The organism is Halosimplex aquaticum, assembly GCF_028747785.1.
In the GTDB taxonomy this organism is placed as follows: Archaea; Halobacteriota; Halobacteria; order Halobacteriales; family Haloarculaceae; genus Halosimplex; species Halosimplex aquaticum.
Window position 1 is genome coordinate 2305634 of sequence record NZ_CP118158.1, and the last position, 26049, is coordinate 2331682.

Below are 26049 nucleotides of genomic sequence, written 5' to 3' on the forward strand. Positions count from 1 at the left end.
CGTTCAGTCAGCGCTCCTCGGACGGCAGACGCTGCTTGCCGTGCTTGTTTAGCACGTCTTGCAATCGACGCCGTTCTCCCCTCGAAAAGACATAGCCGTTCTCGACCTTCGAGAGGAATGATTCGAGGCTAGCAATACTCGAATCGACGACTGAACAGTAGTTGATCGTCTGTTTCACTGCCTCCCGCTGGCCGGGCGTCAACAGAGTCGAGCGGTCGGCCAACTGCGATTTTATCCGGACGCTACGAGGATGGACGTCGAACTCATCGAGAATCACCTGAGAGGAGCTCAAAGGCACCATCACCGGATGCGTTACCGTAGATTCGATAGCCGGTCGTCAGGACGTGGTCGCGCACGTCGTCCGGAATCTCGGTCGCGCTAGCCGACTGCTGGTGGGTGTCGGCCACCACTCTCGTAACCCCACCGGAGGTAGCAAATGTAACCGACCGACCACCACACGTAACGACCAACCGACCGTCGGATTACACTGACCGCACGCTCGAACCCGGGGATCGACGCTCACAGACTGCTCGACAACGAACGTCACTGCGAGTCACCTCCGATGAATTGGAGAATCGAATGCTGTTCGTTCTGTTCTTCCTGTTCTGGCCGACCGTTCTTGATGCAGCGTTCGCAGACCCAGTAGTCGTCATCATCGAGCCAGTTTCGTTTGCCCTCGCAGAACGCTTTGTAGCGTTCACAGTCGTGGCAGAAGTCCTGCTTCTGACGCTCGTTGACGGCGTTTTTCGTGTTTGGATTGAGTGTTCGGTTCATATTGGAGGGGTGACGAACGCGGGGACGCTCGTCGGAGTACCCTGCGTGGAATCAAACCCACGCCCAGTCCACCAGGAGGGCCGTGACCGCAACTGCAACTGCTGTTCGGCTAGTCAGCCAGAACTTCAGCGTCGTCGTCACGGTCGATGATATCGGACGCTTCAAGGAGTTCATCGAGCGTGGCTTGTGTCGATTCCGGGGTGTTGTCGATCACCACCGCATCATCTTCTTCAACAACCTCAACGTCCGTTTCGTCGTCGTTCTCGGACGTTTCAGGCTCTCTGAGTGAGTACTCGTCGCGGCTCATACAGAATGACCGTTCGAGATGGATGACGAGCTCGTTTTTATGATCATCCGACTCTGCGTTGGCCCAGTCCCGGCTGGGGACACGCGCACACTGTTCCCATTCGCCGTCACGTCGCTCTTGCAGACTCGCAAAGGTCACCAGGTCGTCATCCATTTCAAGCTCGATGCGAGCAACGCGTTCAGCGTGCTCGTAAACACGTTTCTCTGACGTTTTCGTTTGGAGTTCCCACGTGTCCGCAAGGGGGATCAGAGAATTCCAGCCGCGCGGCATTACTCGTCACGCTCCGTTGTGCGTACGAATTCGCGTCCTTTGGTAGTGATGACGACTGCTCCTTGGCCGCGTGGTTCGGCGTCAGGGTGGTTGGGATCGACTGTGATCAGGTCGCGGCGAAGGCATCGGTTGACGGGTTGGTAGCCGTAGTCCGTAGATCCGATTGCGCCGACGATTTTGGCAAGTTGATGCTTCGATGGGAGAGGGTTCCGGTTAGCGATTTTGACGGCGAGTCGCATTTTGTTGCCGATGTGACCGTCGATGTCTGTCTGTTGGAGGGGCATCACAATGCATACTTAGTGATAGTGTAATAAAAACCTTTGGCAGATAAGGGAAGTTCTGATATTATGCGTCGTGTCTTTTATTACAAACCTCTCCAAAATGCCAGTATGGAACAACGAGCCCTCCTCACCAAGCGCGAACGAGAAGTCCTTCACGGAACCAACATCGAAGAAATCTCCAACGTCGAAGCCTACAGGCAGAAAATCCGCACCCGCGTACGCAAACGAATCAAAAACCTCGAAACCGACATCACAATACTCGACGAAAAAGAACGCGAACTAGCCGAAGACGCACGTAGAGCAGCCTGCGGCCCCGAACCCATGCTTGAACAGTTGCGCGAGGAAATCCGACAGTTACGTAGTGAACTGATCGACGAGACAGGGAAAGTATGAATATGCCATAATCTGTTTGATTTTATATCTGATGTTACCCTCGCTTGACGCGCTTGTAGATAACTCGAATAACACCCTCGAAGACGTTTACAAGACCGTCGTCCCCGAATGCGAGGAAATTCGTATTGCAACCGGCTACTTCTATCTGTCCGGCTTTGACCTGTTCAAAGAAGATCTTGAGAACCTTCGCGACCCGGAAGGACTCGAACAAGCCCCATTTCGCATCCTAATGGGGCGAAAGACCGATCAACGTACCGTCAAAGAAGTCAGCGAAGGCCAAACGCTACGCGAGCAGTTTGAGCAGGAAGTTAAGGACGATGTTGCTGAGCTGAACAACGCACAGATTGAGCGACTTGACCGACTACGTGACTTCATTGCAGAGGGGCTCGTTGACGTTCGGATTCGAAATCCCGACTCGGGATATTTTCACGCGAAAGGCGCCTGCTTCCGCGGTGCGACGGATGACCCGAGTCTACGCAACGGTGATCGCGATCAGCGAGGCGCGGTCACTATCGTCGGATCGTCGAACTTCTCACAGTCAGGCCACCGTCACAACGTTGAACTGAACCTGACCAGTCAGAATGGAAGCGACGCAGAAGCGTTTGAAGAATGGTACGACAACCAATGGGCCAACGGCGAGGAGTTCTCTGAGGAAATCATCAACATCATCGAGGAGACCGATCGCTACAAGCAGTGGAAGGAACAGCAGGACGAGGACGATGATGAAGTCGAAGGTGAGACAGATCTCGGAACGTATCTCGAACCGTTCGAGATGTATAAACTGCTGGCGTATGATGAGCTGAACGGCAACGTCAGTGTTCGTGATAGCCCTCTGTACTATTTCCAGACACTCGGCTACGAGAGTGCAAAGACAAAGCTGTCACAATATGATGGCTGCATAATCTCCGATTCGGTCGGTCTAGGCAAGTCGTTCATTGGAAGCGAACTTCTCTACGACTACCGAGAGCAAGGTGACCGTTGTCTCCTCATCGTCCCAGCCAACCTAACCGACCAGTGGCGTGATCTCCTCCAAGACGCGACAGACGAAGACGGAGACCCGTTCTTCGGCCTCGAGGTTGACGGAAAACACTTGCAGGTCATGAGCATCAGCAAATTCCAGAACCTCACATACGAGGAGGTGAACTCTCTGGACGACCAATTTGACGTGGTGCTCATCGACGAGGCGCACCGATTCCGAAATCACGGGAAGTGGAATCCAAATCCGGTTGACGACGACGATTACACGGGAACCCGGCGACATGCAAACGCTCGCCTCCTCCGGAACAACACGATGATTATGCTGACTGCGACGCCAATCAACAACTCAGCTACCGATCTCAAGAATCTCATTGGGTTGTTCACCGATGAAAACGAGCTGATGAACAAGGCATCGCTGAAATTCAGCGCCTTCGACGAGTACATCGACCTCGCTGCGGAGCGTAAGCAAGTTGCTGCCGGTAAAGAGGAGATTTCTGAGGAGGAGCAGCGTCAGATGACAGAGCAGCTCAAGCGCCACTCTGACGAGATTTCCGAGATACTCAACGAAGTGATGGTGCTCCGAACTCGAAAGCATGTCAAGGAGACGCTGACCGATCAAGATGAATTCGAGATGAGCTTCAAGCCGCCAGAGCTCAACAAGGAGCAGTACTCGCTCCCACCCGCCTATCAGCCCATTTATCGTATGCTCCCGGACGTGATGGATGCACTCCACCTCCCACACATCACCATCAAGAATCCACAGGCAGGTGGGACTCTGAAAGCACTGTACAAACTAAACCTACTGAAGCGTCTCGAGTCCTCCACCTATGCCTTCGTCCAGTCAGTTCAGACGTTACATGAGAGTGAGCGTTCACTCCTTGGATTCCTTGACGGACTCCCCGAGGACGAAAATATCGATGTACTACGTACAATAGGTAGCGATGGAACAGGAACGACATTGGAGGATTTCGTTGAGGGAGCGGACGCGACTGAAGACCTTGAGCAAACGCTTGAAGAGTTCGGGTTCGACACTGGTGCCCTTCAAGCAGATGGGGGTGATGCAGACGACGAACTAGCCGATGCCACGGTGGGAGAGGTGAAAACGTACATCCGCGAAGACCTGACGCTCCTTGCGTACTTCCTCTCCCGGTTCATCGGTCGTGTCGCCCGGGACTCCGGATCTATCGCGGACTTGGAAGTCGAACTGGAACAGTGGCTCGCTGACCACGGTGCAGCAGTTCTTCCGGATGTACCGGAGGATGACCCGAATCCTATCCTCTATCCCCAGCACGATTTAAGCGAAGCCGACAGCGCTACACTGGCCTTCTACGAAGCCGTATTCGCGCTCCGAGAGTTCCGCGATCCCAAGATTGACCGGCTGGCCGAAGTTCTGAACGGATACGACCAGAAAGTACTCATCTTCACTCAGTACCGCGCGACCGCAGACTACGTCCACCGGACACTCGTCGACAACGAGTCATCACCCATGACGATGGAGAACAGTGCGGTCGTAAAGGGTGGAGACGAGAACAAGCAAGACATCATCAAACGGTTCGCTCCAGAGGCGTCGGGATACCAGCAGACGCTAGCCGAAAGTGATGAAACAGAGTTGCAGTACGTTGTGGCCACGGACACCCTTAGCGAAGGAGTCAACTTACAAGATATCTCAGTAGTCGTAAATTACGACTTACCCTGGAATCCAATGCGCATCGTCCAGCGTGTCGGGCGTATTGACCGCATCGGTTCAACGGCGGACAAGTACGTACACAATTTCTACCCTGATGGTGACATAGAGGCTGCAATCAAACTCCTAGAGCGCTTGCAGGCGAAAATCAACGATATCGCACTTATTGTCGGCAAAGAGAATAACATCCTTGATCCGAACGAAGATGCAGTGCTGGAGAGGGCGGGGGTCGAGACGGAGAAGACTATCGGGGAACTGGAGATCGATGAGATCGAGTCGTCGATACGAGAGTCTCGTGATGTGACCGACTATAACGAGCTGGACGACACCTCGAAGAATCCTCTGCTACGGAACGCTGGTAGTGACGAGAACGCGGCATTCGAACGCGTTCTACTCAAAGAAGAACTGAACGACGACTATGGGCTCTCTTCAGAGGACTTCGAGTTCGCGGAGGACTATTTCGAGGAACAGACCGACGAGCGCGAGTTCCTCTACACGAACGCGATTGGCCACGATACAGGCCCGCGTCCGGGTGTGTTTGGCCTCGTCCACCTCTGGTTCGAGAACGACGAGACAGGCGAACCCGAAGATGCGCCGCTTGGACGTGTACGGCGAGCCTTGTACTACAAACCATTCAGTGGTGACCTGAAAGAGCGACCCGTTGGTTCACTCGCCATCGCACCGGAAACACAGGGTGAACAAATTTCCGGGAACACCGAGAGGGTAATAGCGAACAGGGAGTCAATCGAGGAGCACCTCTCCGAGCGGTTAGAGAAGATACGTGAAGGGCAGGTCGAGGAGGTGTTCAGTGGCGGTGGCCAGTCGGCCACACAGGAGATGCTACTCGACATGATGCAGATGAGAATCCTCCCACAGTACGGTGACCAGCCCGCACCTGTAGACGGGCATGAAACGGTCGGAGAGTGGGCGAATACCCTGTTCGATAAGCTGGATAGAGTGAAGCTTAAACACACAGATGAAGACCGTGTGTTGCGAGAGACCTTCCGGGAACACCAGGACTACACCTCGCTCGGCGACTGGCCGGTTGATGAGTTCCTCGTCGAACTAGAGGCATTCATCGAGCGCAATATCGAGGCATCTGCGGAGTATCAGACCACTCTTGTGGATGAGAGCGCCGTCCAGGCTCGGCTCATCTGCTGGGGCGTCATCGGTCAATAATCGAGTCCTCCAGTCTACTCTATTGGCGGTCGGAGATCTCGCCACCGCACATCAATTTGTTCCTCGGATGCTAGCCGAACACGATAGAGGAAGGAGTCTCGATCGTCCCCGGTAGATTCACCTGCATCGTCACGTCTCACGTCAACAACTTCGCCGTGCTCGCCATGGTATCGATAGTCTGGGTCGTCTTTGTCTGGGATATCGATCCGAACTCTGTCTCCTATTTCAGCACACTGCATACACACATTCACCAATCAATATCGCCGACCTTCGATCGACGGAGCTCGGACAGGCTCATCTCGTGTTCCGGGTGTAGCCAGTACGGGTATCCATTAACGTTGAACTCACGACCGGTCGCTTGTTCGAGTACCTCCTGAGCTAAAGCAGTGAACGAGTACTCTGCACCGTTCTCCAGCCACTCCACATTGTCACTACGTCCCGTCTTCCCGGTAATCCGACCTCGCCAGAATTCGTCCTCTGGGTCGAACTCGCGCTCAGCATCGTCTGGTAAGCTTTCCTCGTCGAACAGGACGATGTCCCCCTCCGCTACCAGTCCAGCCTCGAGCAGAACTGTGATCGCCCTTTCAGCACGACTTGACGACCGACTCTGCTGACGTTCCTTCTGCCGGCGCTTGGCCATGTACTCCTCGGCCTCTGGGATGGGGAGCACTTGTCGGGCACTCACGAACACCTCCTCGCCACGTTGGTGGACATCCAGTTCGATACAGGTGATGCCCATTCCGTACTCACGTTCGAGCCATACGACTGGGGTTGTAATCTCCGGGCCGAAGCTGCCCGCGGCGAGTAAAATCCGTGGCCTGTCATCCAGGACGAAGTCCGCGTAGCCATCTTCTGTGGTGGCGACGTCCTCGCCAAGGAATTCACTGAATTGCTCGCCGACGGCTTCAGGCGTGAGTTGGTCGTCTTCGTCGCGGCGATTGTTCCAGAACGCTCGGTAATCCTGTTGGAGTTCCTCTGCACTAATCGTTGAACAGTAGCTTGCGTACTTGATAGCCTGGAGGTCGGTCGTCTTGTCTGCGCTATCCCGCTTCAGTTCGATTATGACGAGCTTCCCATCGGGGTCAAGCGCCAACACGTCGGGGCGTTCGGCTGTGCGATCAAACTTAGCGTACTGGGACGCGACAACGAGAAGATCTTCCCCCAGTATCGATGGCGTTTCGACAATCCACTCCTCAATCTCCGCCTCGGTTAAGTTGAGGGAATCGAAGCTGGTGGGCTCGAGAGCTGTAACACCGTTCTCATCAATGTGATAGACCATCTGTTTCAGTCAGATCTGTTATGGTTTGGGATCTTCCTCTTCCAACTGTTCGAATTTCTCGAATACCATCTCAATATAGTCTTCAGTCATGATCCGGGGATCTTTGACGCGGTGGAAATCGTCGAGAACAAATCGGACTTCTCTCTCAGTTAACCCATAGGCCTTGAACGCACCAGCGTCGATTTCTGCCTGAAGCTCACGCCGTGTTTGAGACTCAGTTACCGGTTCAATATCGCCTAACTGTCCCCGGATCTCCTCGAAACCCTCCCCGTAACAATTGAGTTGGGCCGCGCGATCGGCAATGAAATGGAACCATTCATCACCGTCTGTGAGGCGTGGGAGTTGTGCCTCTTCAATTACGTTCATCGACATACTCGTGTCTAACTTAGTCCTCACCAAGTAGTCGAACGGGATACTATTCAGGAGTCCGAGGGCGACGAACAGTTCCTTGCCCTCGAATATGGGTTCGTATACGCTGTGAAGCGGTTCTTCAGGGAGATTCTCTTCTTCCGGGTTCATTTCATGGGGGCGAATTACCGGCGCCTTGTGATGGCAGACGATACCTTCGGGGATTACGGTAGAGATGAAACTCCGCTCGTTGGTCGTGTTCGAGATCTCACGGAAGATTAGCCGTGGCTTGGCACAGTCGAGTAAAACATCATCAACCGATAGTGGCCCTCGACCATGTTCCTCGAGTAGATCATCGACAAAGCTTACCTGCGATCCCGTGCCATCGAACCGGTTATATATCGTAGTCTTGAGCCGCTTCCTGTCCTTCTTCCGAATACGGTGTTTCGCACTTAGCTCCGGATTGACATCCTCCTCGACGCTCCAGAATGAAGGGTCGCTGAGGTCATCTCGTAGGCTATTGTCGTACTCGTACTGCCAAAAATTCCCACCGCCATAGACCGGATAGTCCCCCTCTTCTTCGGATTCAACAAACCTGTCGGAATCACGTGTGCGATTCAATTCTTCCTTGTAGATGTCGATATACCACCCGTCCTCCGAGCTATCGCTCATACTCGGATGCTTGATGATATTCTTAATCAACTCCAGTTCTTCTTGACTCTGAACTTGTGGGAAGATACGAACTCTAGGGGAGTACTTTTTCAGAACGTCCAGCGGGATATTTAGTGCATTCTGGTCAATATCTCGAAGGACGTCGGTATTTCGTTGAAGGAACTTCCCGTGAAGGACATCGGTATTACCGGAGTTCTTGAATGTGATGATTCCAAACTTGTGCCGGTCGTCGATGTCAAATATCCCCTTGTTCTCAAACGTGATGATATTGCTCAAGGCAGTTTTAGTAAGGAGTTGTTCACGTAGATCGCGAGAATTGGTACCAACAAAAATTTTGTTCGGAAGTATCTGGGATACGTAGGATTCATCCTTCGAAATTTTAAATACTCGTTCAAGGAAAAGCGCTGAAAGATCGTGCTTCCCTTGTCCACCAATATCTGGAGATTGGAGTTGGTAGAGGGAACTTTTCGTAATGAAGGTTGACAGCGTGTTTCTCTGTTCCTGATGTTCCTCCCAACCTTGTGCGATACTCTCGTCTTCCAGGAGTTCCTCTTGCTTCGAGTCCTTTTCTGACTTACTTCGAGTCCTGAACTCGGGGTCGTGCTTTGTGAAGTACTCGTCTCGGTCGGACGTAAGAACCTCCCAAGGAGGGTTACCAATGATGATGTCGAACCCACCGTCATCCCAGACGTATGGGAATTCAAGTGGCCAGTGGAAAGGAGAGAAGTCACTTAACTCATCTTTGCCGATTTTATCAAGTCCTGCTGAGTGGAACTCCGACTGGAGTTCACTATCGAAGTCCTCTCTGTATTTCTCAATCAGCTCCTCGGCATTGTTCCTCCACTTAGTCGCTTCTTTGCTCGTATCAGCCTCACGGTGTTTTTTAATGGCCTCCGATGAGGGTGTCATAGAAAGCCTCACACACGAGGACGCAGGGTGTTGGAACTGTGTCTACGAGCGCCAGCACCCTGCAAGAAGAGGGTTCTATCGACGAGTTCTTCAATGTCGTGGCTACCGAGACGCTCGCGTTGTTCGAGCATCTTGAGTTCGACTTTTTCAGCGAGTTCGACGTGTTCGCCCCCGCTCGCCGGGGGCGAACACGAGACCACCACCCACCAGAACTCTTCCGAGCGTTCCTCCACTGCTACTACAAGGACATCTACGGCATTCGCCCGGTCACACGAGAACTCCAGAACACGGTCGTCTGGCTCAGCTGGCTTCGATCGACCGCCCTCAAGAGACGCGGTCGATCGCTTCCTCACCGACCTCGAACACGTCGTCGACGAAGTCTTCGACCACCTCGTCGAGCAGGCCGCCGCCCGCGGCCTGCTCGACATGACCTACCGAATCGATTCGACGGACGTGCGAGCGATGCCATCCGACCCAGATGCGTCGAAGAACTACGACCCAACCGCTGAGGAGTACTATTACGGCTACGGCTGTACGATCGTCTCAACCGGCGCAAAGATCCCGATTGCAGCCGAGTTCACCGAGAGCAAACAAGCCGCAGAAGAGACGGCGATGCGCGTCACCCGTGACGCGCTCGCCGTCGCCCAGCCGATCTGGATGCTCGGTGACAGCGCCTACGACACGCTCGACTGGCACGACCTCCTGCTGACCGCAGGAGTCGTGCCAATCGCCCCGTACAACCCGCGAAACACCGACGATCCGCTCAATATCAAGTACAGAGTCGAAGACCGCATCGAGAAACACAGTGACGAGATTCAGCTCAAACAGTCGATCCTAGACGAGACGTACAACCGCCGGAGTCAGGTCGAGCGAACGAACGATGCGGTCAAGGACTGCGGCCTCGGGACGCTACGCGCCCGAGGCCGCGTCCACGCCCGAGCGCAGGTGTTCCTTGCGCTCTGCGTTCGACTCGTCGTCGCCGTCACCAACTACGAACGAGGTGACAATCCGGGAAGCACCGTCATCACGGTATGAGATGGATTCTATGACACCCTCGCGTCGTGAACAATAGAGATCGATGGTCGATGACGATCGGGACGGGTCCCCGTGAGCGGTACCGATATATCATCTGGGGCTATTGGCCGAAACAGAGCGATGGAGTGGGCCGTCAACGGTCAGCGTCTTCCGCGGGTTGCCACGAGTCTCCTGATAGCAGTCGGGATACTGGCGTTCGTCTTCAGTATCGCGGTCTTCGTTATTCCACCCCCATCGAGACTGGTATCGGTCTTGCCAGCTAATTACAAGATTCTGCTGGCCGTGCTCGGGGTGGCCGGTGGTATCGCACACCTTCTCGCAGGGATCTGGACCCGCAAGAGACGCCCACTCTTTCGAATCGTCGCTGTTACTCTCGGTGGAATGGTTCTACTTCAGGTGTCAGTACCGGTCGACATTCTGGTCGTCATCTTGCTCGCGCTCAGTCGCGATGAATTCGATGACAGCGACTGGTGAGGACCGTCAATAAGCGACCGTTCGTCGCTTCGGAATCTATACCCGAAAACTTACAACCTGTTCGATCTGTGTCTCGCTAATGACCATCGACCGTGGCACCGCTCTCGCACTCGTGGGTGCCGGTCTGCTTCTGGTGACGCTGAGCGCCGGTGCTGTCACCGCACCCGACCGCGAGATCACGACTGGCGATGAGTCCGAGACGCTCGTCGGCGTTCAGGGTGGATGGGTCACCGGAGGGAACGTTCGTTTCTACGCCGGCAGCGATGAAGTGTGGCGCGAATCGAGCGCAGACGGCTATTTCGAAGTCTCGAGATTACCCGACGGGACGGTCTTGGCCGCCTTTGCAAACGAGAGCTCGACAGAGTGTGGTGACCTCGAGTCACCCTGTGCCCGCACAGGATTTCGTCACATCGACCCATCGGGGTCGTCAGGTCCACAGGTCATCTCCGAATACAGTTTCCCCGTGGCATCGCTGACGAATAGCGAAGTCCACGGCGTGGACCGGATCGACAACGGGACGTACGCCTTCACCGACATGGATGCGGAACGGATCGCTATCGTCGACAACGGTACGCAGGTCTGGGAGTGGCGTGCGTCATCGTTCTACGACGCGCCCGATGACCCGACCTCACGAGACTGGTTGCACATTAACGACGTCGACGCTATTGACGAGAATCGGTTCCTCGTGTCGGTCCGAAACGCGAATCAACTGGTCGTGGTCGAACGTGGCCAGGGCGTCGTTGAAGTGATCAACGAAGACGATGGCGGTAGTGATGAGTCCTGCACCAAGGATGGAGAGCTGTCGGATTTCGACGGTGACGAGGATGTCCGCTGTGGTGATCCGGCAGTCCTCAACCACCAGCACAACCCACAGTGGCTCGGTTCCGATGCTGTGCTCGTCGCCGATAGCGAAAACGACCGCGTCGTCGAACTTCAACAAACAGAGAACAAATCATGGGAACCTGTCTGGGTCGTTCGAAAAACAGCTGAAAACCCTCTTGACTGGCCGAGAGATGCGGACCGTCTCCCGGATGGCAACACACTGATCACAGACTCGCTCAACAAACGCGTCGTCGAAGTCGACGAAACCGGTCAGGCTGTCTGGGGGATCGGGACCGAGAGTGATATCCCATACGAAGCCGATCGGCTTCCGGTCGGCGAATATGCTGGTGGTTTCAATACCACAAACGTATCTGACTCTGACCGTCGAGTTCCGATTGCCAATGCCACCGGTCAGATCAACGAAGCAGACACAGGGTCGGACATTCCGGTACTGACAGTCGCGATAACCGGTATTCGAGGGGCAGTCGGTGTGGTTCCGTACTGGTTCGCAGAGCTCCATCTCGCGGCAACTCTCGTGTCACTGGGACTCGTCATAGGTGGCGGTATCGATCGCTGGCGAACCAGAGATTAATACTGGATAAAACAACGACTTCAGCGGAACAGCAGTTGACTGTCCTTGTATGAGAAGTCTCCTCCTGACCTCAACAATGTCGGTGAGTGGCTGATTTATGAACTGGTTCGCAGCGGCTGCCAACGTTCCATCCGAGCGGTTGCGGTCGTTGTTCCATCAAATCAGTCAGACGGGGCAGGTGTCGGAGACCAGTTGCCCTGCCTTTGCGTGTTGACCGAATAGAGGAGCGTTCCGGTGAACAACACGACGCTCCCGACGAGAAACAGTGCACTGAGTGGTGATGCCGTATCGACGAACACCCAGTAAAGCGGCGCCGCAAGAGAGGGGCCAGCAACGAGTACGGCTATTTTGGCGACAATTGGCCCACAGCAGCCACACGTACACGTTCCCACTATCGCAGCACTGCCAGCCGTCCCTTCGGTCATACCGGCTCGTTCCTCGAGATGCCACTGTCGAGCAATGAGCATCGCGTTCACACTGATGAGTGCGCTCAATAACCCGACGATGATGAGCTGTCCGGGAGACAGCGCCAGGAAGAACGGGACGTGGGGCATCAGAATTTCGAGCGTGGGCCACTTGACGAGTTGATATACCGTTGGAAGCACTTCGACGTTGGTCTGGTGTGGGACATTTTCATCGGGGAAAAACGAGAGGTACCCAGTCACAGAGAGGAAGAATCCCCCCAGTAGTAATCCGACGCCGACCCCAAAGCGACGAGCGACCGGGTCACGCCAGACTGCACGGAGTATGTGCCCCGCGTCCGTCCAGAGGATATAGCCGACCAGAAGTGGGGTCGCGAGTACGATCACGTATCCGAGTGGATGCGTATAGCTGGCAGGTTCGGGAAGCAGATAGGGGTAGGAAATCCAGAGTCCGAGGAGTATACCGAGAAACGTATACTGAGGCCGATCCGGCCAGCGGAGCCATCCGATGACGAAGCTTCCTATGGCAATGACCATCCCAGTCGAGAGTCCGATTACGGGATACAGTGACCGCGAAAACGGCATTGAGTTGGCACTATATGTCAGGTCCGGTGACAGTCCTTCGAAAAGTATCGTTCCGAGAACCGTGACAGCGAGGCCCAGAAATACCACTGAGAGGGCAGAGGTGGGTGTGAGTCGGTCTGTTCGTTTGAGCACGATACCCAGGCAGACGGTAGCGACGCCGACGAGTGCCACGAGAAGCCCGTGACTCTGCGAAAGGCCGCCGGTCGCAGTCGCGCCGTGGGCCGACACCACGGGTGTCTGCGAGAGAACGAGCAGGGCCAATGAGCCACAAAGAAGGAGTTGGGTGGATCCGCGACGGGAGGAATACTCCCGTTTTCCTGTCTCACGTTTTGTGTCGTGGTCTGCTGGTCCTCCCATCGCTCGGACCTTCCATTTCCTCCGTCTTGAGTGGCTTGATCGGGCCGCGACTTGCCGGACAGCAAACGAACCTTGCCACCACGACCAGCACGTTCTTCGTTCCAGACGTGCGAATTTCGGGAGTCGCCCGAGACCGGCTCTCTATCAGTAGTAAATGGACTGCCTCGGGGCTTGTACCGAGGTACTTCACAGAAAATCTGAAATCTCGGACATCGAAGGCGAACGGCCGCTCACGCGAATGCAGCGAACGCCATCAAGAGGCCGAAATATAGCAAGACGAGAGTCACGAGTGCCTTGAGTCGAAACAGGCGAAGCTCGTGTCGTTCTGCTTCCCTTGCAGCTCGATAGGCCTCCGCTTGTGTATCAGTGAGCGATTCTTCGTGATAGAGTCCCAGATGGAGCGCCAGATGTCGCTCTCGTTTGAATCGCCGTTCACAGTACGAGCACTGATTGTCGGTCTCTCTCTCGTCCATCGTCATAGGTACGGAAGAGCGGTACTCGGCTGAGTGACTATCCAGAGACTCAACATGGTATAGAAAACCATGACGCCGACCATCGGATACTGACTCCGGATCGCCTGGAGTCGGTCCGGGAAGATATCGAATGCCGTCGCGTGAGCGACCCATATCGCGACCAGATGGCCGAGTATGACGAACGCAATCGAGAGGCCACCGAACCAAGGCGGAATGACGAGTACTTGTGGATTAGAAACACTTCCGAATGGATTCACCGAGACGGCCAGGGACGTCGGAATGAGTGAGAGGAAGTAGCCGAGGTAGTGTGCGAGATGATAGCCGACGGCGATCGGAAGCAAAGACGCGGCGAACCGGTCCCGGAGATACGTCGGGGAGCGGTACGTCTCCGCGTACTTCGCAATCAACCGACTCGCCCAGAAGTACGCCCACAGGAACAGCGTATAGCCAACCACGAGGGTCGCGAGGTAGAACAGGAGCGGTGGGGCACCTCGCTCAACGGCCGCCCGCGTCACTGACGTCCAGGTCGGAGTCGAGACGAGACCGTCGAACGTCGTGACCCACAAGAGCGCAAGTACGAATCCCGCGTCGTCAGCTCCGTCGATGAGCCCCACTTCTGACAGCCGCGCACCAGGCCACGTGAACTCCACCCCGTCAGAACGTGTCGCGACCGGTGCAACGGCACCGAAGTATCGGAACACGTTCGAGATCGGGTCAGCGTTCTCGAACCAGGCGTCTGCGCCAAACAGATAGCCGCCAAGGAGCGTGAACGTGGTATAGCCGATGGCGAAGAGGCCGAGAACCCGAGGATTCTCACTCACTGGACTAACGACCTCCAGCCACACGAACGCGAGGAGACCGGCGACGCTCGGCCATGCGCCGAATTCGTCAGGGTAGTCGAACTTCCCGTGCGTTTCCCCGAGGATGGCACGCCACGGGTTGAGCGCTGGCCATGCGTTCCCGACCGTGTACGTGAGCATCGTGAACCCGGTCCACCAGACGACCCATACGAAGAGAATGGCGAAGTTTATCGACTCCTGTGGGCCGAGAAATGCAGCGGCTACCGTGACCGTTAAAAAGAGAATCCCGATCGCTCCCGTCAGGCGTCGTTTGACCGCCGGCAACCGAATCGGAATCGTGACGAGCTGTCGGGCGTCATGGATGCGGTCGATAAACGCCCTATCCGTCACGAAACTTGCGAGGAGAAACGACGCTCCCACGACACCCCCGCCCGTAGAGACGAACAACCAGAACGGGATCTGCAACGGCTTGCGTTGTGCGCCAGCAACGGCACCTCCATGTGCCGCCACGACGCCTGAAAATGCCGTAATCAGGGCTGTGAGAACGACCGCAAATCCTGTGGTCTGGACTGCTATCCGCTTGCCCTGATCCATTATCCGATCCTATCTTCCAATCGGTCCTCTATGTTTCGATATATGGTGGACCTGAACCCCATTGATCCCCCTTGATCTCGGTTCCGAGCCATTTACAACCGAGACAGCGTAAATTAACAGTGTAAAAATGGATCGCGTGGACCTTGTAACCGGACTCGCGTTGGTGGTCCTGATCATTCTTGCCGGGATACTCGAGAACATGTTCCAGTCAGCGGGGTTGACGACGCTTAGTGCCTTTGTCTGGCCAGTCGGCTACGGGACTGCTATCATCACGGCGTGGTACATCTGGTTCAGCCCGTTAGACTTTCAGGCACCCGATAGTAGCGAAGAAACCGTCTGGGAGACCGAAACCGTTGACGCTCAAGAACGGTCTGCCGAGGGAGAATAATCGAGGATGACGGAAGCTGGAAACCACGGATCCGCGCTCGACAGTGACGAAACGGACTCTCGAACGACGCGATCTGGTAAACGGGCGGTCGTTTACCTTCTTTCGGGCGTCCTCATTGTGATAGTCTGTCTGGGTGCGCTGATCGGTTTCGTCATTCCTCCCGGGAACGCTCGAATCGACCTCTTCGTCTTCCGATTTCAGCCATCGGTGGGGTGGCTGGCACTCTTCGGTGCTGGTTCGGTCGGTCTTCTTACGCTCGCATTGGTTCTCTATTCGTCGATTGCCTCGCGATACGAGATGCCATGACCACCTCAACGTGAGACAGGATCGTACCACGAAATTCGAATGAGCGACTGATCTATCGACGGCCCGCCCCGCCGTCTCTCTGGAGTGGCTCGTACCCAGACTACGCACAAATTAATAATTGAGCCGCACTCTGGTATTAATAAATCTTAAAATTGGGCGGTATTGTAGCAGCGGCATTAATATATTTCGAGGGCTGACCTGATAATAATGACCGATACGTCCGAGGACACTTCTTTCGAGGACGATGTCAATTCGTCTCAGGACCACGAACATGGACATGACGACGGAGACCACGACCACGATCATGGACATGACCATGGGGACCACGACCACGAACATGGACATGACGACGGTCACAGTGCCGATGCCGATTCCGAACCGATGGGGGAACTCGAAGCGGAGTCGACGGTGCAGCTCTCGGTCCCCGAGATGGACTGTCCGTCCTGCGCAGGCAAGGTCGAAAACAGCGTCCGGAAACTTGCGGGTATCGAATCGATCGATCCGCAGGTCACGACCGGCACGCTCACCGTAGCCTACGACGGGGAGGCAACGAGCGCCGAGGCAGTGGCCGAACGCGTCGAGAAAGCCGGATACACCGTCGAGTCGGGTCTCGATGAGGTGACAGAGCGCTACACAGTGCCCGAGATGGACTGCGCCTCCTGTGCTGGCAAAGTCGAAAACGCGCTCGAATCCACTGCTGGCGTCAATTCCTATCAGACGCAGCCGACGACGGGGACGGTCGTCGTCTCCTACGACCGCTCGAAACAGACGACCGAGGGCGTTACCGGATCGATCGAGAGCGCTGGATACGAGGTCACGGACGCTACGGGTCAGGACACGGACGAGCGGGGCGATGTCGCCACATCGGACAGTATCTGGCGAAGCAGTCGGGCGCTCAAGACCTGGATCAGCGGCGGGTTCACAGTCTTCGGTCTCCTCGTCGAGTTTCTCCTCACGGGGTTCGACGCTGGTATCGTGACGACGTCGCTCATCTCACTGTCGGTCGCGGACCTGCTCTTCCTCGTGGCCGTCGCGTTCGGCGGGCAGGAGATCATCCGCGGGGGGTATTATTCACTGCGCAATCGGAACCTCGACATCGACCTCCTGATGAGTATCGCCATCGCAGGCGCTGTGTTGGTCAGCCTCGCCTTCGGCGAGGAACTCTATATGGAGGCGGCGACGCTCGCCTTCCTGTTCAGCGTCGCAGAACTCTTAGAGCGGTACTCGATGGACAAGGCTCGCAACTCGCTCCAGGAGTTGATGGACCTCTCACCCGACGAGGCAACTGTCCGTCGCGACGGTGAGGAAGTTACCATCCCCGTCGACGAGGTCCAGCTCGGCGACGTGGTCGTCGTTAAACCGGGCGAGAAGATCCCGATGGACGGCGAAGTCGTCGAGGGCGAGAGCGCCGTCAACCAGGCGCCGATCACCGGTGAGAGCGTCCCCGTCGACAAGACGCCAGGCGACGAGGTCTACGCGGGCACGATCAACGAACAGGGCTATCTCGAAGTCGAGGTCACGTCCGCGGCCGGTGACAACACGCTCTCGCGAATCGTCGAGATGGTCGAAGACGCACAGTCGAACAAGACCGAGCGCGAGCAGTTCGTCGAGCGCTTCGCCGCGTACTACACGCCGGTCGTCGTGACCCTTGCCGTCCTCACGGCCGCCGTGCCGCCACTGGTCATCGACGGAAGTGCCACGCTCGAACTCGCCGGGTTCGCCTACACGTTCACGGGCGCCTGGGAGACGTGGTTCGTCCACGGCCTCACGCTCATCGTGCTCGCCTGTCCGTGTGCGTTCGTCATCTCGACGCCGGTCTCCGTCGTCTCCGGGATCACCAGCGGAGCGAAAAACGGGGTTCTGATCAAGGGCGGCAATTACCTGGAGGCGATGGGCGAAGTCGACGCCGTCGCCATGGACAAGACCGGGACACTCACCAAAGGCGAACTCACTGTGACCGACGTCATCCCGCTCGGTGACAACACCGAGGAGGACGTCCTTCGCTGTGCGCGAGGGCTGGAATCCCGGAGTGAACACCCTATCGGAGAGGCCATCGTCGAGCGAGCAACCGAACGGGGAGCTAGCGACCGTGAGGTCGACGACTTCGAGAGTATCACCGGGAAAGGCGTCAAAGCCGACCTCGATGGCGTCACCCACTACGCCGGCAAGCCCGGATTCTTCGACGAACTCGGGTTCGATCTGGACCACGTCCACGCGGCGACCGACGGCGGGCTCGTCACCCAAAAGACCCAGCAGCTCTGTGAGAAAAACCGCTGTCTCGACCTCCTCCAGAGCGTCGTCCCCGACCTGCAGGCCGAAGGCAAGACGGTCGTGCTTGTCGGCACCGAGGACGATCTCGAGGGCGTCATCGCTGTCGCTGACGAGGTCCGTCCGAAGGCGAAGCGTGCCGTTGCCCGCCTTCGCGAACTCGGTATCGACCGAGTCGTGATGCTCACTGGCGACAACGAGCGGACGGCCCAGGCCATCGCCGAGCAGGTCGGCGTCGACGAGTACCGTGCCGAACTACTCCCCGACGAAAAGGTCGAAGCGATCCGGGAACTCGATGCGGACACGGAAGGCGGCGTCGCAATGGTCGGCGACGGTGTCAACGACGCCCCCGCGCTCGCAACAGCCAGTGTCGGCATCGCGATGGGCGCCGCCGGAACTGACACGGCCCTCGAAACCGCAGACATCGCGCTGATGGGCGACGACCTCTCGCGGCTCCCGTACCTCTATGAACTCTCGCACGACGCGAACGGGGTTATCCGGCAGAACATCTGGACGAGTCTCGCAGCGAAGGCGACCCTCGCAGCCGGTGTTCCATTCGGGCTGGTCCCAATCTGGGCGGCCGTCCTGATCGGTGATGCGGGCATGACGCTGGGCGTCACCGGCAACGCAATGCGACTCTCACGGATACGTCCCGATGAGCTGCTAGACGACCGTACTGAGACAGCCGATACCGGAACGGCGTGATCGAGTGATGGCACACGCAGACCACAGCCACGAGAGCGGCGCTGGCGAGTCGACGGCGGATCAGGGGACGAGTACGCGCAAACTCGCGCTCGTCGCAGTCATCAACTTCGTGGGATTCGTCGTGGAGTTAGCTGGCGGTCTCCTCTTCGGGTCGGTCGCGCTCATCAGCGACGCGTTTCACATGCTGTTCGACATGCTCGCGTACGTGATGGCCTTCAGCGCGGGTTACACGGCGGAACGGTTCGAAGGTGGCGAGCGGTGGTCCTACGGATTACACCGCCTGGAACCGATCGCGGCGTTTCTGAACGGTATTTTACTCGTCCCGATGGTTGGGTACATCGTCTGGGAGGCCTATCAGCGCTTTCTCGACCCCATCGCGATTAACGCCAGGCTGACACTCGTCATTGCGACAGGTGGCCTGCTCGTGAATCTCGGTTCGGTGTACGTCTTGCAGGGTGGCGAGATGAGTCTCAACGAACGCGGCGCGTTCTACCACCTGCTCGGTGACGCCGGTGGCTCAGTAGCGGTTATCGTCTCGACGATCGCCGTTGCAGTATTCGATCTACCCGTTGCGGATCCCGCCGCGGCAGTGCTTATCGGACTGCTCGTGCTCTGGTCGGCCGGGAAAGTGCTCTGGGAGAGTACGTCCATCCTCTTGCAACGAAGTCCGACGTCGCCGGCGGATTTGCGAGAGATACTCACCGAGATTGACGGGGTCGACACTGTCGACGACCTTCACGTCTGGCAAGTCTGTAGCCAACTTACCGTCGGTACCGTTCGGGTGGTTAGTGACTCCCCGGACGCCAATTCGCGGAGTGTCCTCCAGCAGCGAATCCACGACCGCTTCGCTGAGCACGGGATCGAACACGTCACCGTCGAGGTACTCGACTCCCGCGATCAACTGAATACCGATGATCGCCACGCCCATTGAGCACATCCCACGAAGAATATTAAAGTCTATATTATATTGGAATCATCTCGATAACATATGATTGGGTCCCGTAAGCAGTTCCTCCGGCTATTTTTCGCCCTCCTCGTCGTTCTTTCCATCGGTAGTGTTGCAGTCAGCTATGCCACGGCGAAACCCAACCTCGCGGAAACTCACTCACCCGCATCCGCAAACATTTCGGGGTATACCGCGCCCCCGGCAGACGGAACGACGTCGGTCGCGTCTGAGAAAACGGGCCGTTCGGAATCAGATGACGCGGCTCACTCGTCGTTACGAGCACGAGCAAACAACTCGACACGTGAAGTCAGTGACGACATTGGTACCGTGACCGTGGTTAGTACGCAAGGCTTCTACGTATCCGACGAAGAGGCAGAACTCGTCGCGTTCTCCGAGACTGGTCGAGTCCTGTATTACAACAGCACCTATCGCGTGTACTTCGACGTCGATCCGGTCCCGGGCACCCAGTACACCGTCGAGTACTTGGCGTCGAAGCATCTCAACGGAGACGACTGCCGAACCGTGCGTACTGAACGGTGTACATATAACGTTTACAAACGGCTCAATCTCTCGACCGGGGAAGAACGGGAGATCTATGGCGAAGTGACGCCGCAGATATTCTCAGGACGCTGGCACGACGTCGACCGGATCAACGAGACGCATGTTGCTATCGCGGACATCCTTCGAGACAGCGTCCGGGTTGTCAATACGACGAGCGACGAGACGGTCTGGGAGTGGAACGCCTCGTCGTATTTCCCTCCGAACGTCGGCGGTGCCGAGGGAGACTGGTCGCACATCAACGATGTCGAAGTACTCGATGACGGCCGGTTCACGGTCGGCGTCCGGAATATGGATCGGGTCGTCTTCGTCGAACCAGGTGAAGGCGTCCAGTCCGACTGGACGCTCGGCGAAGAGAACAACTACAGTATCCTTTACGAGCAACACAATCCCGACTATATCCCCGCTAGTCGCGGTGGCCCCGCGATAACGGTCGCCGATTCCGAGAATTCTCGAGTGCTGGAGTACCAGCGACAGAACGGCTCGTGGACGCGCAGTTGGGGGTGGCACGACAGTCGGCTCCAGTGGCCCCGCGACGCAGACCGACTCCCGAGCGGGAACACGCTGGTCTCCGATACACACGGGGACCGCGTTGCGGAAGTCGCACCGAATGGAACGGTCGTCTGGAGTGTCACGGTGGGGATGCCATACGAAGCAGAGCGACTCGGGACTGGCGACGAGAGTGCCGGCGGTCAAAGTATGCAAGAACTACGAGGTTCTCCCGGCACTATCACACATCGAGATCGTGGGATCGACTCGTCGGTCTGGCTGTCGATCAAGCGCTTCATGCCCAGTTTGCCCGTCAACGGCGCACTCTACGCCGGGCCTTCGTGGGTCCGATTTGCCGAATTGAGCTTCATCGTCGTCGCTGTACTGAGCCTTCTCACCTGGTGTGGGTTCGAAATTCGCTGGTCTCGATACGGTTTCCGTACCAGCGCGAGAAAATTGGTCGGTCGATTTATCTAAAGCCAATGAGTCAGAATCCTGTCCAAAACTGGCAGAACGCGATGGGTAGTGCCGATAGGCGATTCTCGTCGGTCGTTCGATGGACGGCCAGAAAACATATTTCAGCGTTAGTAGGGTGGCTCAACTGATGGACCGAGCTCGGCTATCTGCGGTGCTTTCCATGTTCCTCGTCGCGCAGATACTCGTGGTCCCCGTCATCGCCTCGGGACAGACCGGACATTCCGCAGGTTTCGCTTCCGGTGTCTCGGATAGTACACTACCAGTAGACCGCTCGGAGGTGAGAGCGGTTTCGAATCAGGTATCAAATCCCTGCGTCGGAACGATGGAGACCCGACCCGAGCGGACGACGCTCCTCTCGATACAGGGTGCTCGCGGCAGCGAGAAGGCGAATGCGATGGTACTCGGAATCCGACCGAACGGATCGGTGGTCGGCGTCCACAATGGCTCGGCCAACAACCGCTGGTGGTATTACGACGTCGACCGGCTCGCCAACGGAAATCTCCTGCTATCGACGACGAAACCGGGGATCTCCGTAATCGAAGAGAGCGACCCGTCCACTGGAGAGCACGTTTCGATACGGGAGTTTCCCGAAGTCCTCGACTCCCACGACGTCGACCTGATCAACGGCGACGAGCTGCTCGTCAACGACATGAGTCAGGACGGCGAGGACCGTGTGTTCGTCTACAACCTCACCAGAGAGGAGATCACGTGGGAGTACTGGTTTGCCAATCACTCGGACCGGTTCCCCAAGGACGGCGGCGGAGAGTATGGCGGTGACTGGACGCACAACAACGATGTCGAGCAGATCAACAACGGGACATTCATGGTGTCAGTTCGGAACTTCGACCAGGTGGTCGCGATCAACCGCTCGACGAAGGAACTGGAGTGGCAACTCGGAGCGGACGGTAACTACACGACTCTCAACGAGCAGCACAATCCGGACTACTTCACGGGCTCGAACGGGCGACCGTCGATCATCATTGCCGATAGTCGCAACGATCGTGTCGTCGAATACGCCCGCGAGAACGGTACGTGGAACAAAACGTGGGTACTCCGAGGCGGTGGGTTGGACGAACCACGAGACGCGGATCGACTGCCCAACGGGAACACGCTTGTCTCGGACCGCCGCGGAGATAGACTGCTCGAAGTGACTCCCCAGGGGGAAGTCGTCTGGGAGTTCTACGCACCCTGGCAACCGTACGACGCCGAACGCATCGGGACCGGTGACGAATCGTCTGGGCCGAGCGCCAGACAACTGAACGCGACAGGTATCCACGAGATGACGGGCAGTGTCGGCGTCAACGACACACGAGCGGCACAATGCTACAACTATCTCATACGTCTCGAAGACGGTGGTCGATTGCTCCCGTCCAATGTGGGCACACCGACCGACAGGTCTGAGCCGGCCACCGCCGGGACCGCTTCCGATCCCGGCGACAATCGAGAATTACCGTCGGATGAGAGCGCGCTCGGGACGCCGACTCCAGACGCTGGTGTGCCGACACCGCTCCTGCTGGGTGGTGGTGTGCTAGTACTCCTGGCCATCGTCGCTCTCGGCGGGTACGCGTTCACACGACGTCACTAACCTCGGTGATCAAAAACAGTATGACCCAAATTCAAGGGACTCTGATGCAACATCTCCCCGCTCGATTTCGAACCCGGCGCTGGGTTGCTCGATTCGCCGTCGGAGTGGTCGTTCTCGCACTCCTTACCCCGACGGGGGTCGCGGCTGTTACGCCACCCGATAGGCCGAACCTCGAGAAGGGGACGGTCCAGCGTCCGGCAAACGGTACGACAGTCATCTCGGTCCAGGGCTTCAAGATGAGGAACCAGAGCAGCGCAAAGAAGCCCGCCCGACTCGTCGGTGTCGGGCCGAACGGCAGCGTCGAGTGGGTTCGCGATGGAAGTGACGAAGGAATCGCCTGGTTTTACGACGTCGATCCGCTTGGCAACGGAACCCTCCTAATCACAGGGATCCGCCCGGGAGAGACTATCGTCGAAGCCTGGAATCCAGAGACAGGTGAAACGTTGTGGACCGAACGATTCGATATCGAAGATACACACGACGTCGACCTGATCAACGGCGACCAACTCCTCGTCGCCAACATGCGAAACTACAACGAAACGACTGGGCGAAACAACGACCGGATCTTCATCTACGACCGCTCCGAGAACGAGACCGTCTGGGAATGGCGATTCCGTAATCACGGCTATAATCGGAGCGGTGGTGGAGACTACACTGAAGATTGGACGCACGTCAACGATGTCGACAAGATCGGTGAGGGAAGGTACCTCGTCTCACCGCGTAATTTCGACCAGAGCATCGTGGTGAACCGTTCGACCGGGAACGTTTCGATGCAGCTCGGTTCCGACGGGGACCTCGAGACGCTTTACGAACAGCACAATCCGCAGTATCTCCGCGGGGAAGACGGCACTCCGACGATGCTCGTCGCCGACAGTGAGAACGATCGCATCGTCGAGTACGCCCGTGAGAATGGGTCGTGGACCCGAACGTGGACGCTCGGCTCTATCGAATCGTTAGACTGGCCACGCGATGCAGACCGCCTGCCGAACGGCAATACGCTGGTTACGGATACCCTCAACCACCGGGTGATCGAGGTTACGCAAGACGGTGAGGTCGTCTGGGAGTTCTACGCCCCCTGGGGGACCTACGAGGCCGAGCGAATGCAGCTGGGTGACGAACCCGGTGGGCCGGCAGTCAGCGAACAGGACGCGACCGGGTCGTACAACATCTCGGGTAGTGCAGGGCTCACCCCCGGGACTGGTGACCAGCAGACGTTCGCACAGTGGGTCGAGTCGACATCTGCTGGGACTCCGTTCGCTGGTATCAGTGGGTGGTTCGCTGCTCGATGGTCGCACATCACGCCGTGGATTCGTCCTGTCTGGATGGGTTCGTGGGCATTCGCAGCGGCGACGGGGGCTGCGGTGGTCCTGATTGGATGGACAATTACCGAAATTACTCTTCAGAGACGAACAATCGTCGCCCTTCTGCGCCGTGCAGTAGCAAGTACAAAGGATGCTTAACGCCCCCTATCCCAACTCTGAGATTTTTGTGTCAGACGCGATTACAGCGAGTATGCCCCTTTCAGAGCAGTTGGATACGTTGGTCGGAGACGATCACTGGGCCAGTTTGCTCTTGGGTGTTGTTTCTGTTCTCATTGCTGGCCTAGTTTTTGGGCTTGAGTGGTATTACGTGGGGATCCTCGGAGCAGTAAGTTATGGAGCAAGCGAATTAGCGATCTACACCTATAGCCAGTGACACGGATAGTCGGATGATGTTTCTGCCGATGGCTACGTCTAAAATGGCATTTCGGCACGCTCAAACGGCTTATTTGATCCCATTCCACTAACTATCCACACGTTCAAGATCACAGAGATTCCAGACACCACGCGTAGAATTGACAGTGAGTACTCCTTGTTCAAACGAAAGGGTGGTAATCCTGTCCATCGGTATCTGCTCCGACTGGACCACCGTTTCCATCCGGGCAAGGCTTATCATGATTTCGTCAATGGAAATGTAGTCATCGGTTCGTATGACCCGGGTGAATGTATATTCTCGTGCGGGCTCGATACCATACTGTTCGCCAGCACAACGGGTTCCAGATACCCAGACTTGGGAGCCATCCGCAGACTTTGTATTCAGTTCAATGACTGCAGCGAGGACGTCCCGATAGGAGTCATCCACGACAGAACAGGCACGTTTCCAGACCACCAATCCAAGGAGTGTTCCGAGGATCGGAAACACAACGATACTAACGAGCGCATACACTCCGACGAGCCATCCCAACGGAATCAACGCGACGAAGGCCAAGAGAAAACTTGCGAGAAAGTACTGAACCAGTCCCTCCATGGGATCCCAGGCACGGTTCCACTGGCGACGAGTTGCCGGACTTGATTGGGGGATTTGCGGCTGATCGGCTGTCATCGCTGCATGTACAGTGAATACATGATGACTGCTAAACCGACAGCCAAGAAGAGACTATTGATGAAGACGCCAGTTTCGAGTGAGACGGCGAAGAACTGGTTTGCGGCGCCGGAGACGAGTGCGCCGAGTGTGATGACACCGAACCCGACGCCGAGGACTCCAAGCGATGAGTCTCTCGCCCGTTGATAGGCTCTAAATGCGATTATAGTAATTCCGCCACCTAACAGAAGGATGACGGACTTTACGACGGCGATCGCGATCAATATATCGTTCATAGCTCATCCCCCATTGCAGACCAGATGTCCTCGAGCCGTTCGTCAGCAGTGCGTTGGGGTCGATCAATTGTGACCGAAATACAATCGTTCTGGTCTATCGATATCATTACGTTGTCGAAATCTCGCTGGTACTTGGTCGTCCGTCCGCCCCCCGGAGTGATGATGTCCCGCTCACGGAGGAGGTCCGCTGAACCGAGGAGATCAAGTTTCCGATACAGCGTCGATTTGGGGATATCGCAGGCGTCGATGAGTTCGGTCGCAGTCATGGGTTCAGCTGTTTCCCGGAGAACCGCCCGACATTCGGGGTCGTCCAGCGCATCGAGTACGTCCGTCAGAGACGTATCATCCGGCGACAGCGCTGAATTGTCCTCCATCATTCGATCTTGCATCCGCTCTCGAATATGCTATCCGATTTCTTACGGGTCGCATTTGATTCCCTTTCTTATATCTCGGGCACTCCTGT

23 protein-coding genes and 1 pseudogene are annotated in these 26049 nt (G+C 56.7%); 12 read left to right on the top strand and 12 right to left on the bottom strand.

Going from position 1 to position 26049, the window contains the following annotated elements:
• Positions 1-7: 7 nt before the first annotated feature.
• The 5 genes from PSC72_RS11685 to PSC72_RS11705 form a co-directional block, all read right to left on the bottom strand.
• The gene (locus tag PSC72_RS11685) at positions 8-277 is read right to left on the bottom strand and encodes a hypothetical protein (RefSeq protein WP_274326051.1); all 270 of its coding nucleotides are present in this window, start codon (positions 275-277) and stop codon (positions 8-10) included.
• Positions 264-407 (bottom strand): hypothetical protein, encoded by a 144-nt coding sequence (locus PSC72_RS11690; protein ID WP_274326052.1) that lies wholly within the window; start codon positions 405-407, stop codon positions 264-266. Before PSC72_RS11690 ends, PSC72_RS11685 begins: the two co-directional genes overlap by 14 nt.
• 136 nt (positions 408-543) lie before the next feature.
• Positions 544-774, bottom strand: coding sequence for a hypothetical protein (locus PSC72_RS11695; protein WP_274326053.1), 231 nt, complete (start codon positions 772-774; stop codon positions 544-546).
• Positions 775-883: 109 nt separating this feature from the next.
• Complete coding sequence (locus PSC72_RS11700) at positions 884-1234, bottom strand: hypothetical protein (RefSeq protein WP_274326054.1); 351 nt, start codon at positions 1232-1234, stop codon at positions 884-886.
• 116 nt (positions 1235-1350) lie between these two features.
• Positions 1351-1635, bottom strand: a complete 285-nt coding sequence (locus PSC72_RS11705) for a hypothetical protein (protein ID WP_274326055.1) — start codon at positions 1633-1635, stop codon at positions 1351-1353.
• A gap of 105 nt (positions 1636-1740) precedes the next feature.
• On the opposite strand from PSC72_RS11705, the gene PSC72_RS11710 reads away from it, so the two are divergent.
• Together PSC72_RS11710 and PSC72_RS11715 are read left to right on the top strand one after the other, a co-directional pair.
• Entirely contained in the window at positions 1741-2025 is a 285-nt protein-coding gene (locus tag PSC72_RS11710; RefSeq protein ID WP_274326056.1) for a hypothetical protein, read from the top strand.
• Between the two features lie 31 nt (positions 2026-2056).
• Positions 2057-5866, top strand: coding sequence for a helicase-related protein (locus tag PSC72_RS11715; RefSeq protein ID WP_274326057.1), 3810 nt, complete (start codon positions 2057-2059; stop codon positions 5864-5866).
• Positions 5867-6113: 247 nt separating this feature from the next.
• On the opposite strand, the gene PSC72_RS11720 is transcribed toward PSC72_RS11715, so the two are convergent.
• Together PSC72_RS11720 and PSC72_RS11725 are read right to left on the bottom strand one after the other, a co-directional pair.
• Positions 6114-7145: a PDDEXK family nuclease gene (locus PSC72_RS11720; protein WP_274326058.1), complete on the bottom strand. Its 1032-nt coding sequence runs from the start codon at positions 7143-7145 to the stop codon at positions 6114-6116.
• 18 nt (positions 7146-7163) lie between these two features.
• Positions 7164-9074, bottom strand: coding sequence for an Eco57I restriction-modification methylase domain-containing protein (locus PSC72_RS11725; RefSeq protein ID WP_274326059.1), 1911 nt, complete (start codon positions 9072-9074; stop codon positions 7164-7166).
• 38 nt (positions 9075-9112) lie between these two features.
• Here PSC72_RS11725 and PSC72_RS11730 point away from each other — a divergent pair.
• From PSC72_RS11730 to PSC72_RS11740, 3 genes and pseudogenes are all read left to right on the top strand, one after another.
• Positions 9113-10109: pseudogene (locus PSC72_RS11730) on the top strand (transposase).
• A 120-nt stretch (positions 10110-10229) separates the two neighbouring features.
• Complete coding sequence (locus tag PSC72_RS11735; protein ID WP_274326060.1) at positions 10230-10583, top strand: hypothetical protein; 354 nt, start codon at positions 10230-10232, stop codon at positions 10581-10583.
• A 79-nt stretch (positions 10584-10662) separates the two neighbouring features.
• Positions 10663-11997, top strand: coding sequence for an aryl-sulfate sulfotransferase (locus PSC72_RS11740; protein ID WP_274326061.1), 1335 nt, complete (start codon positions 10663-10665; stop codon positions 11995-11997).
• Positions 11998-12158: 161 nt separating this feature from the next.
• Here the strand turns inward: PSC72_RS11740 and PSC72_RS11745 are convergent, their stop codons facing one another.
• Positions 12159-13361, bottom strand: coding sequence for a hypothetical protein (locus PSC72_RS11745; RefSeq protein WP_274326062.1), 1203 nt, complete (start codon positions 13359-13361; stop codon positions 12159-12161).
• A gap of 475 nt (positions 13362-13836) precedes the next feature.
• The gene (locus tag PSC72_RS11750; protein ID WP_274326063.1) at positions 13837-15228 is read right to left on the bottom strand and encodes a hypothetical protein; all 1392 of its coding nucleotides are present in this window, start codon (positions 15226-15228) and stop codon (positions 13837-13839) included.
• A gap of 127 nt (positions 15229-15355) precedes the next feature.
• Here PSC72_RS11750 and PSC72_RS11755 point away from each other — a divergent pair, with 127 nt between their 5' ends.
• The 7 genes from PSC72_RS11755 (at position 15356) to PSC72_RS11785 (ending at position 24645) form a co-directional block, all read left to right on the top strand.
• Positions 15356-15616 (top strand): hypothetical protein, encoded by a 261-nt coding sequence (locus PSC72_RS11755; RefSeq protein ID WP_274326064.1) that lies wholly within the window; start codon positions 15356-15358, stop codon positions 15614-15616.
• A 687-nt stretch (positions 15617-16303) separates the two neighbouring features.
• Positions 16304-18895: a heavy metal translocating P-type ATPase gene (locus PSC72_RS11760; protein ID WP_274326065.1), complete on the top strand. Its 2592-nt coding sequence runs from the start codon at positions 16304-16306 to the stop codon at positions 18893-18895.
• 7 nt (positions 18896-18902) lie between these two features.
• Positions 18903-19826 (top strand): cation diffusion facilitator family transporter, encoded by a 924-nt coding sequence (locus PSC72_RS11765; protein WP_382261729.1) that lies wholly within the window; start codon positions 18903-18905, stop codon positions 19824-19826.
• A 342-nt stretch (positions 19827-20168) separates the two neighbouring features.
• Complete coding sequence (locus PSC72_RS11770; protein ID WP_274326067.1) at positions 20169-21365, top strand: hypothetical protein; 1197 nt, start codon at positions 20169-20171, stop codon at positions 21363-21365.
• Between the two features lie 127 nt (positions 21366-21492).
• Positions 21493-22950, top strand: coding sequence for an aryl-sulfate sulfotransferase (locus PSC72_RS11775; RefSeq protein ID WP_274326068.1), 1458 nt, complete (start codon positions 21493-21495; stop codon positions 22948-22950).
• Between the two features lie 44 nt (positions 22951-22994).
• Positions 22995-24410, top strand: coding sequence for an aryl-sulfate sulfotransferase (locus PSC72_RS11780; protein ID WP_274326069.1), 1416 nt, complete (start codon positions 22995-22997; stop codon positions 24408-24410).
• 52 nt (positions 24411-24462) lie between these two features.
• Positions 24463-24645, top strand: coding sequence for a hypothetical protein (locus tag PSC72_RS11785; protein ID WP_274326070.1), 183 nt, complete (start codon positions 24463-24465; stop codon positions 24643-24645).
• Positions 24646-24732: 87 nt separating this feature from the next.
• Here PSC72_RS11785 and PSC72_RS11790 read toward each other — a convergent pair whose 3' ends face one another.
• The 3 genes from PSC72_RS11790 to PSC72_RS11800 are packed head-to-tail and all read right to left on the bottom strand — an operon-like array spanning position 24733 to position 25960.
• Positions 24733-25311, bottom strand: coding sequence for a hypothetical protein (locus PSC72_RS11790; protein WP_274326071.1), 579 nt, complete (start codon positions 25309-25311; stop codon positions 24733-24735).
• Positions 25308-25586 carry a DUF7521 family protein gene (locus tag PSC72_RS11795; RefSeq protein ID WP_274326072.1) on the bottom strand — a complete coding sequence of 93 codons (279 nt, stop codon included), beginning with the start codon at positions 25584-25586 and terminating at the stop codon, positions 25308-25310. Before PSC72_RS11795 ends, PSC72_RS11790 begins: the two co-directional genes overlap by 4 nt.
• The gene (locus PSC72_RS11800) at positions 25583-25960 is read right to left on the bottom strand and encodes a winged helix-turn-helix domain-containing protein (RefSeq protein ID WP_274326073.1); all 378 of its coding nucleotides are present in this window, start codon (positions 25958-25960) and stop codon (positions 25583-25585) included. The genes PSC72_RS11795 and PSC72_RS11800 overlap by 4 nt, the downstream gene beginning before the upstream one ends.
• Positions 25961-26049: the final 89 nt, after the last annotated feature.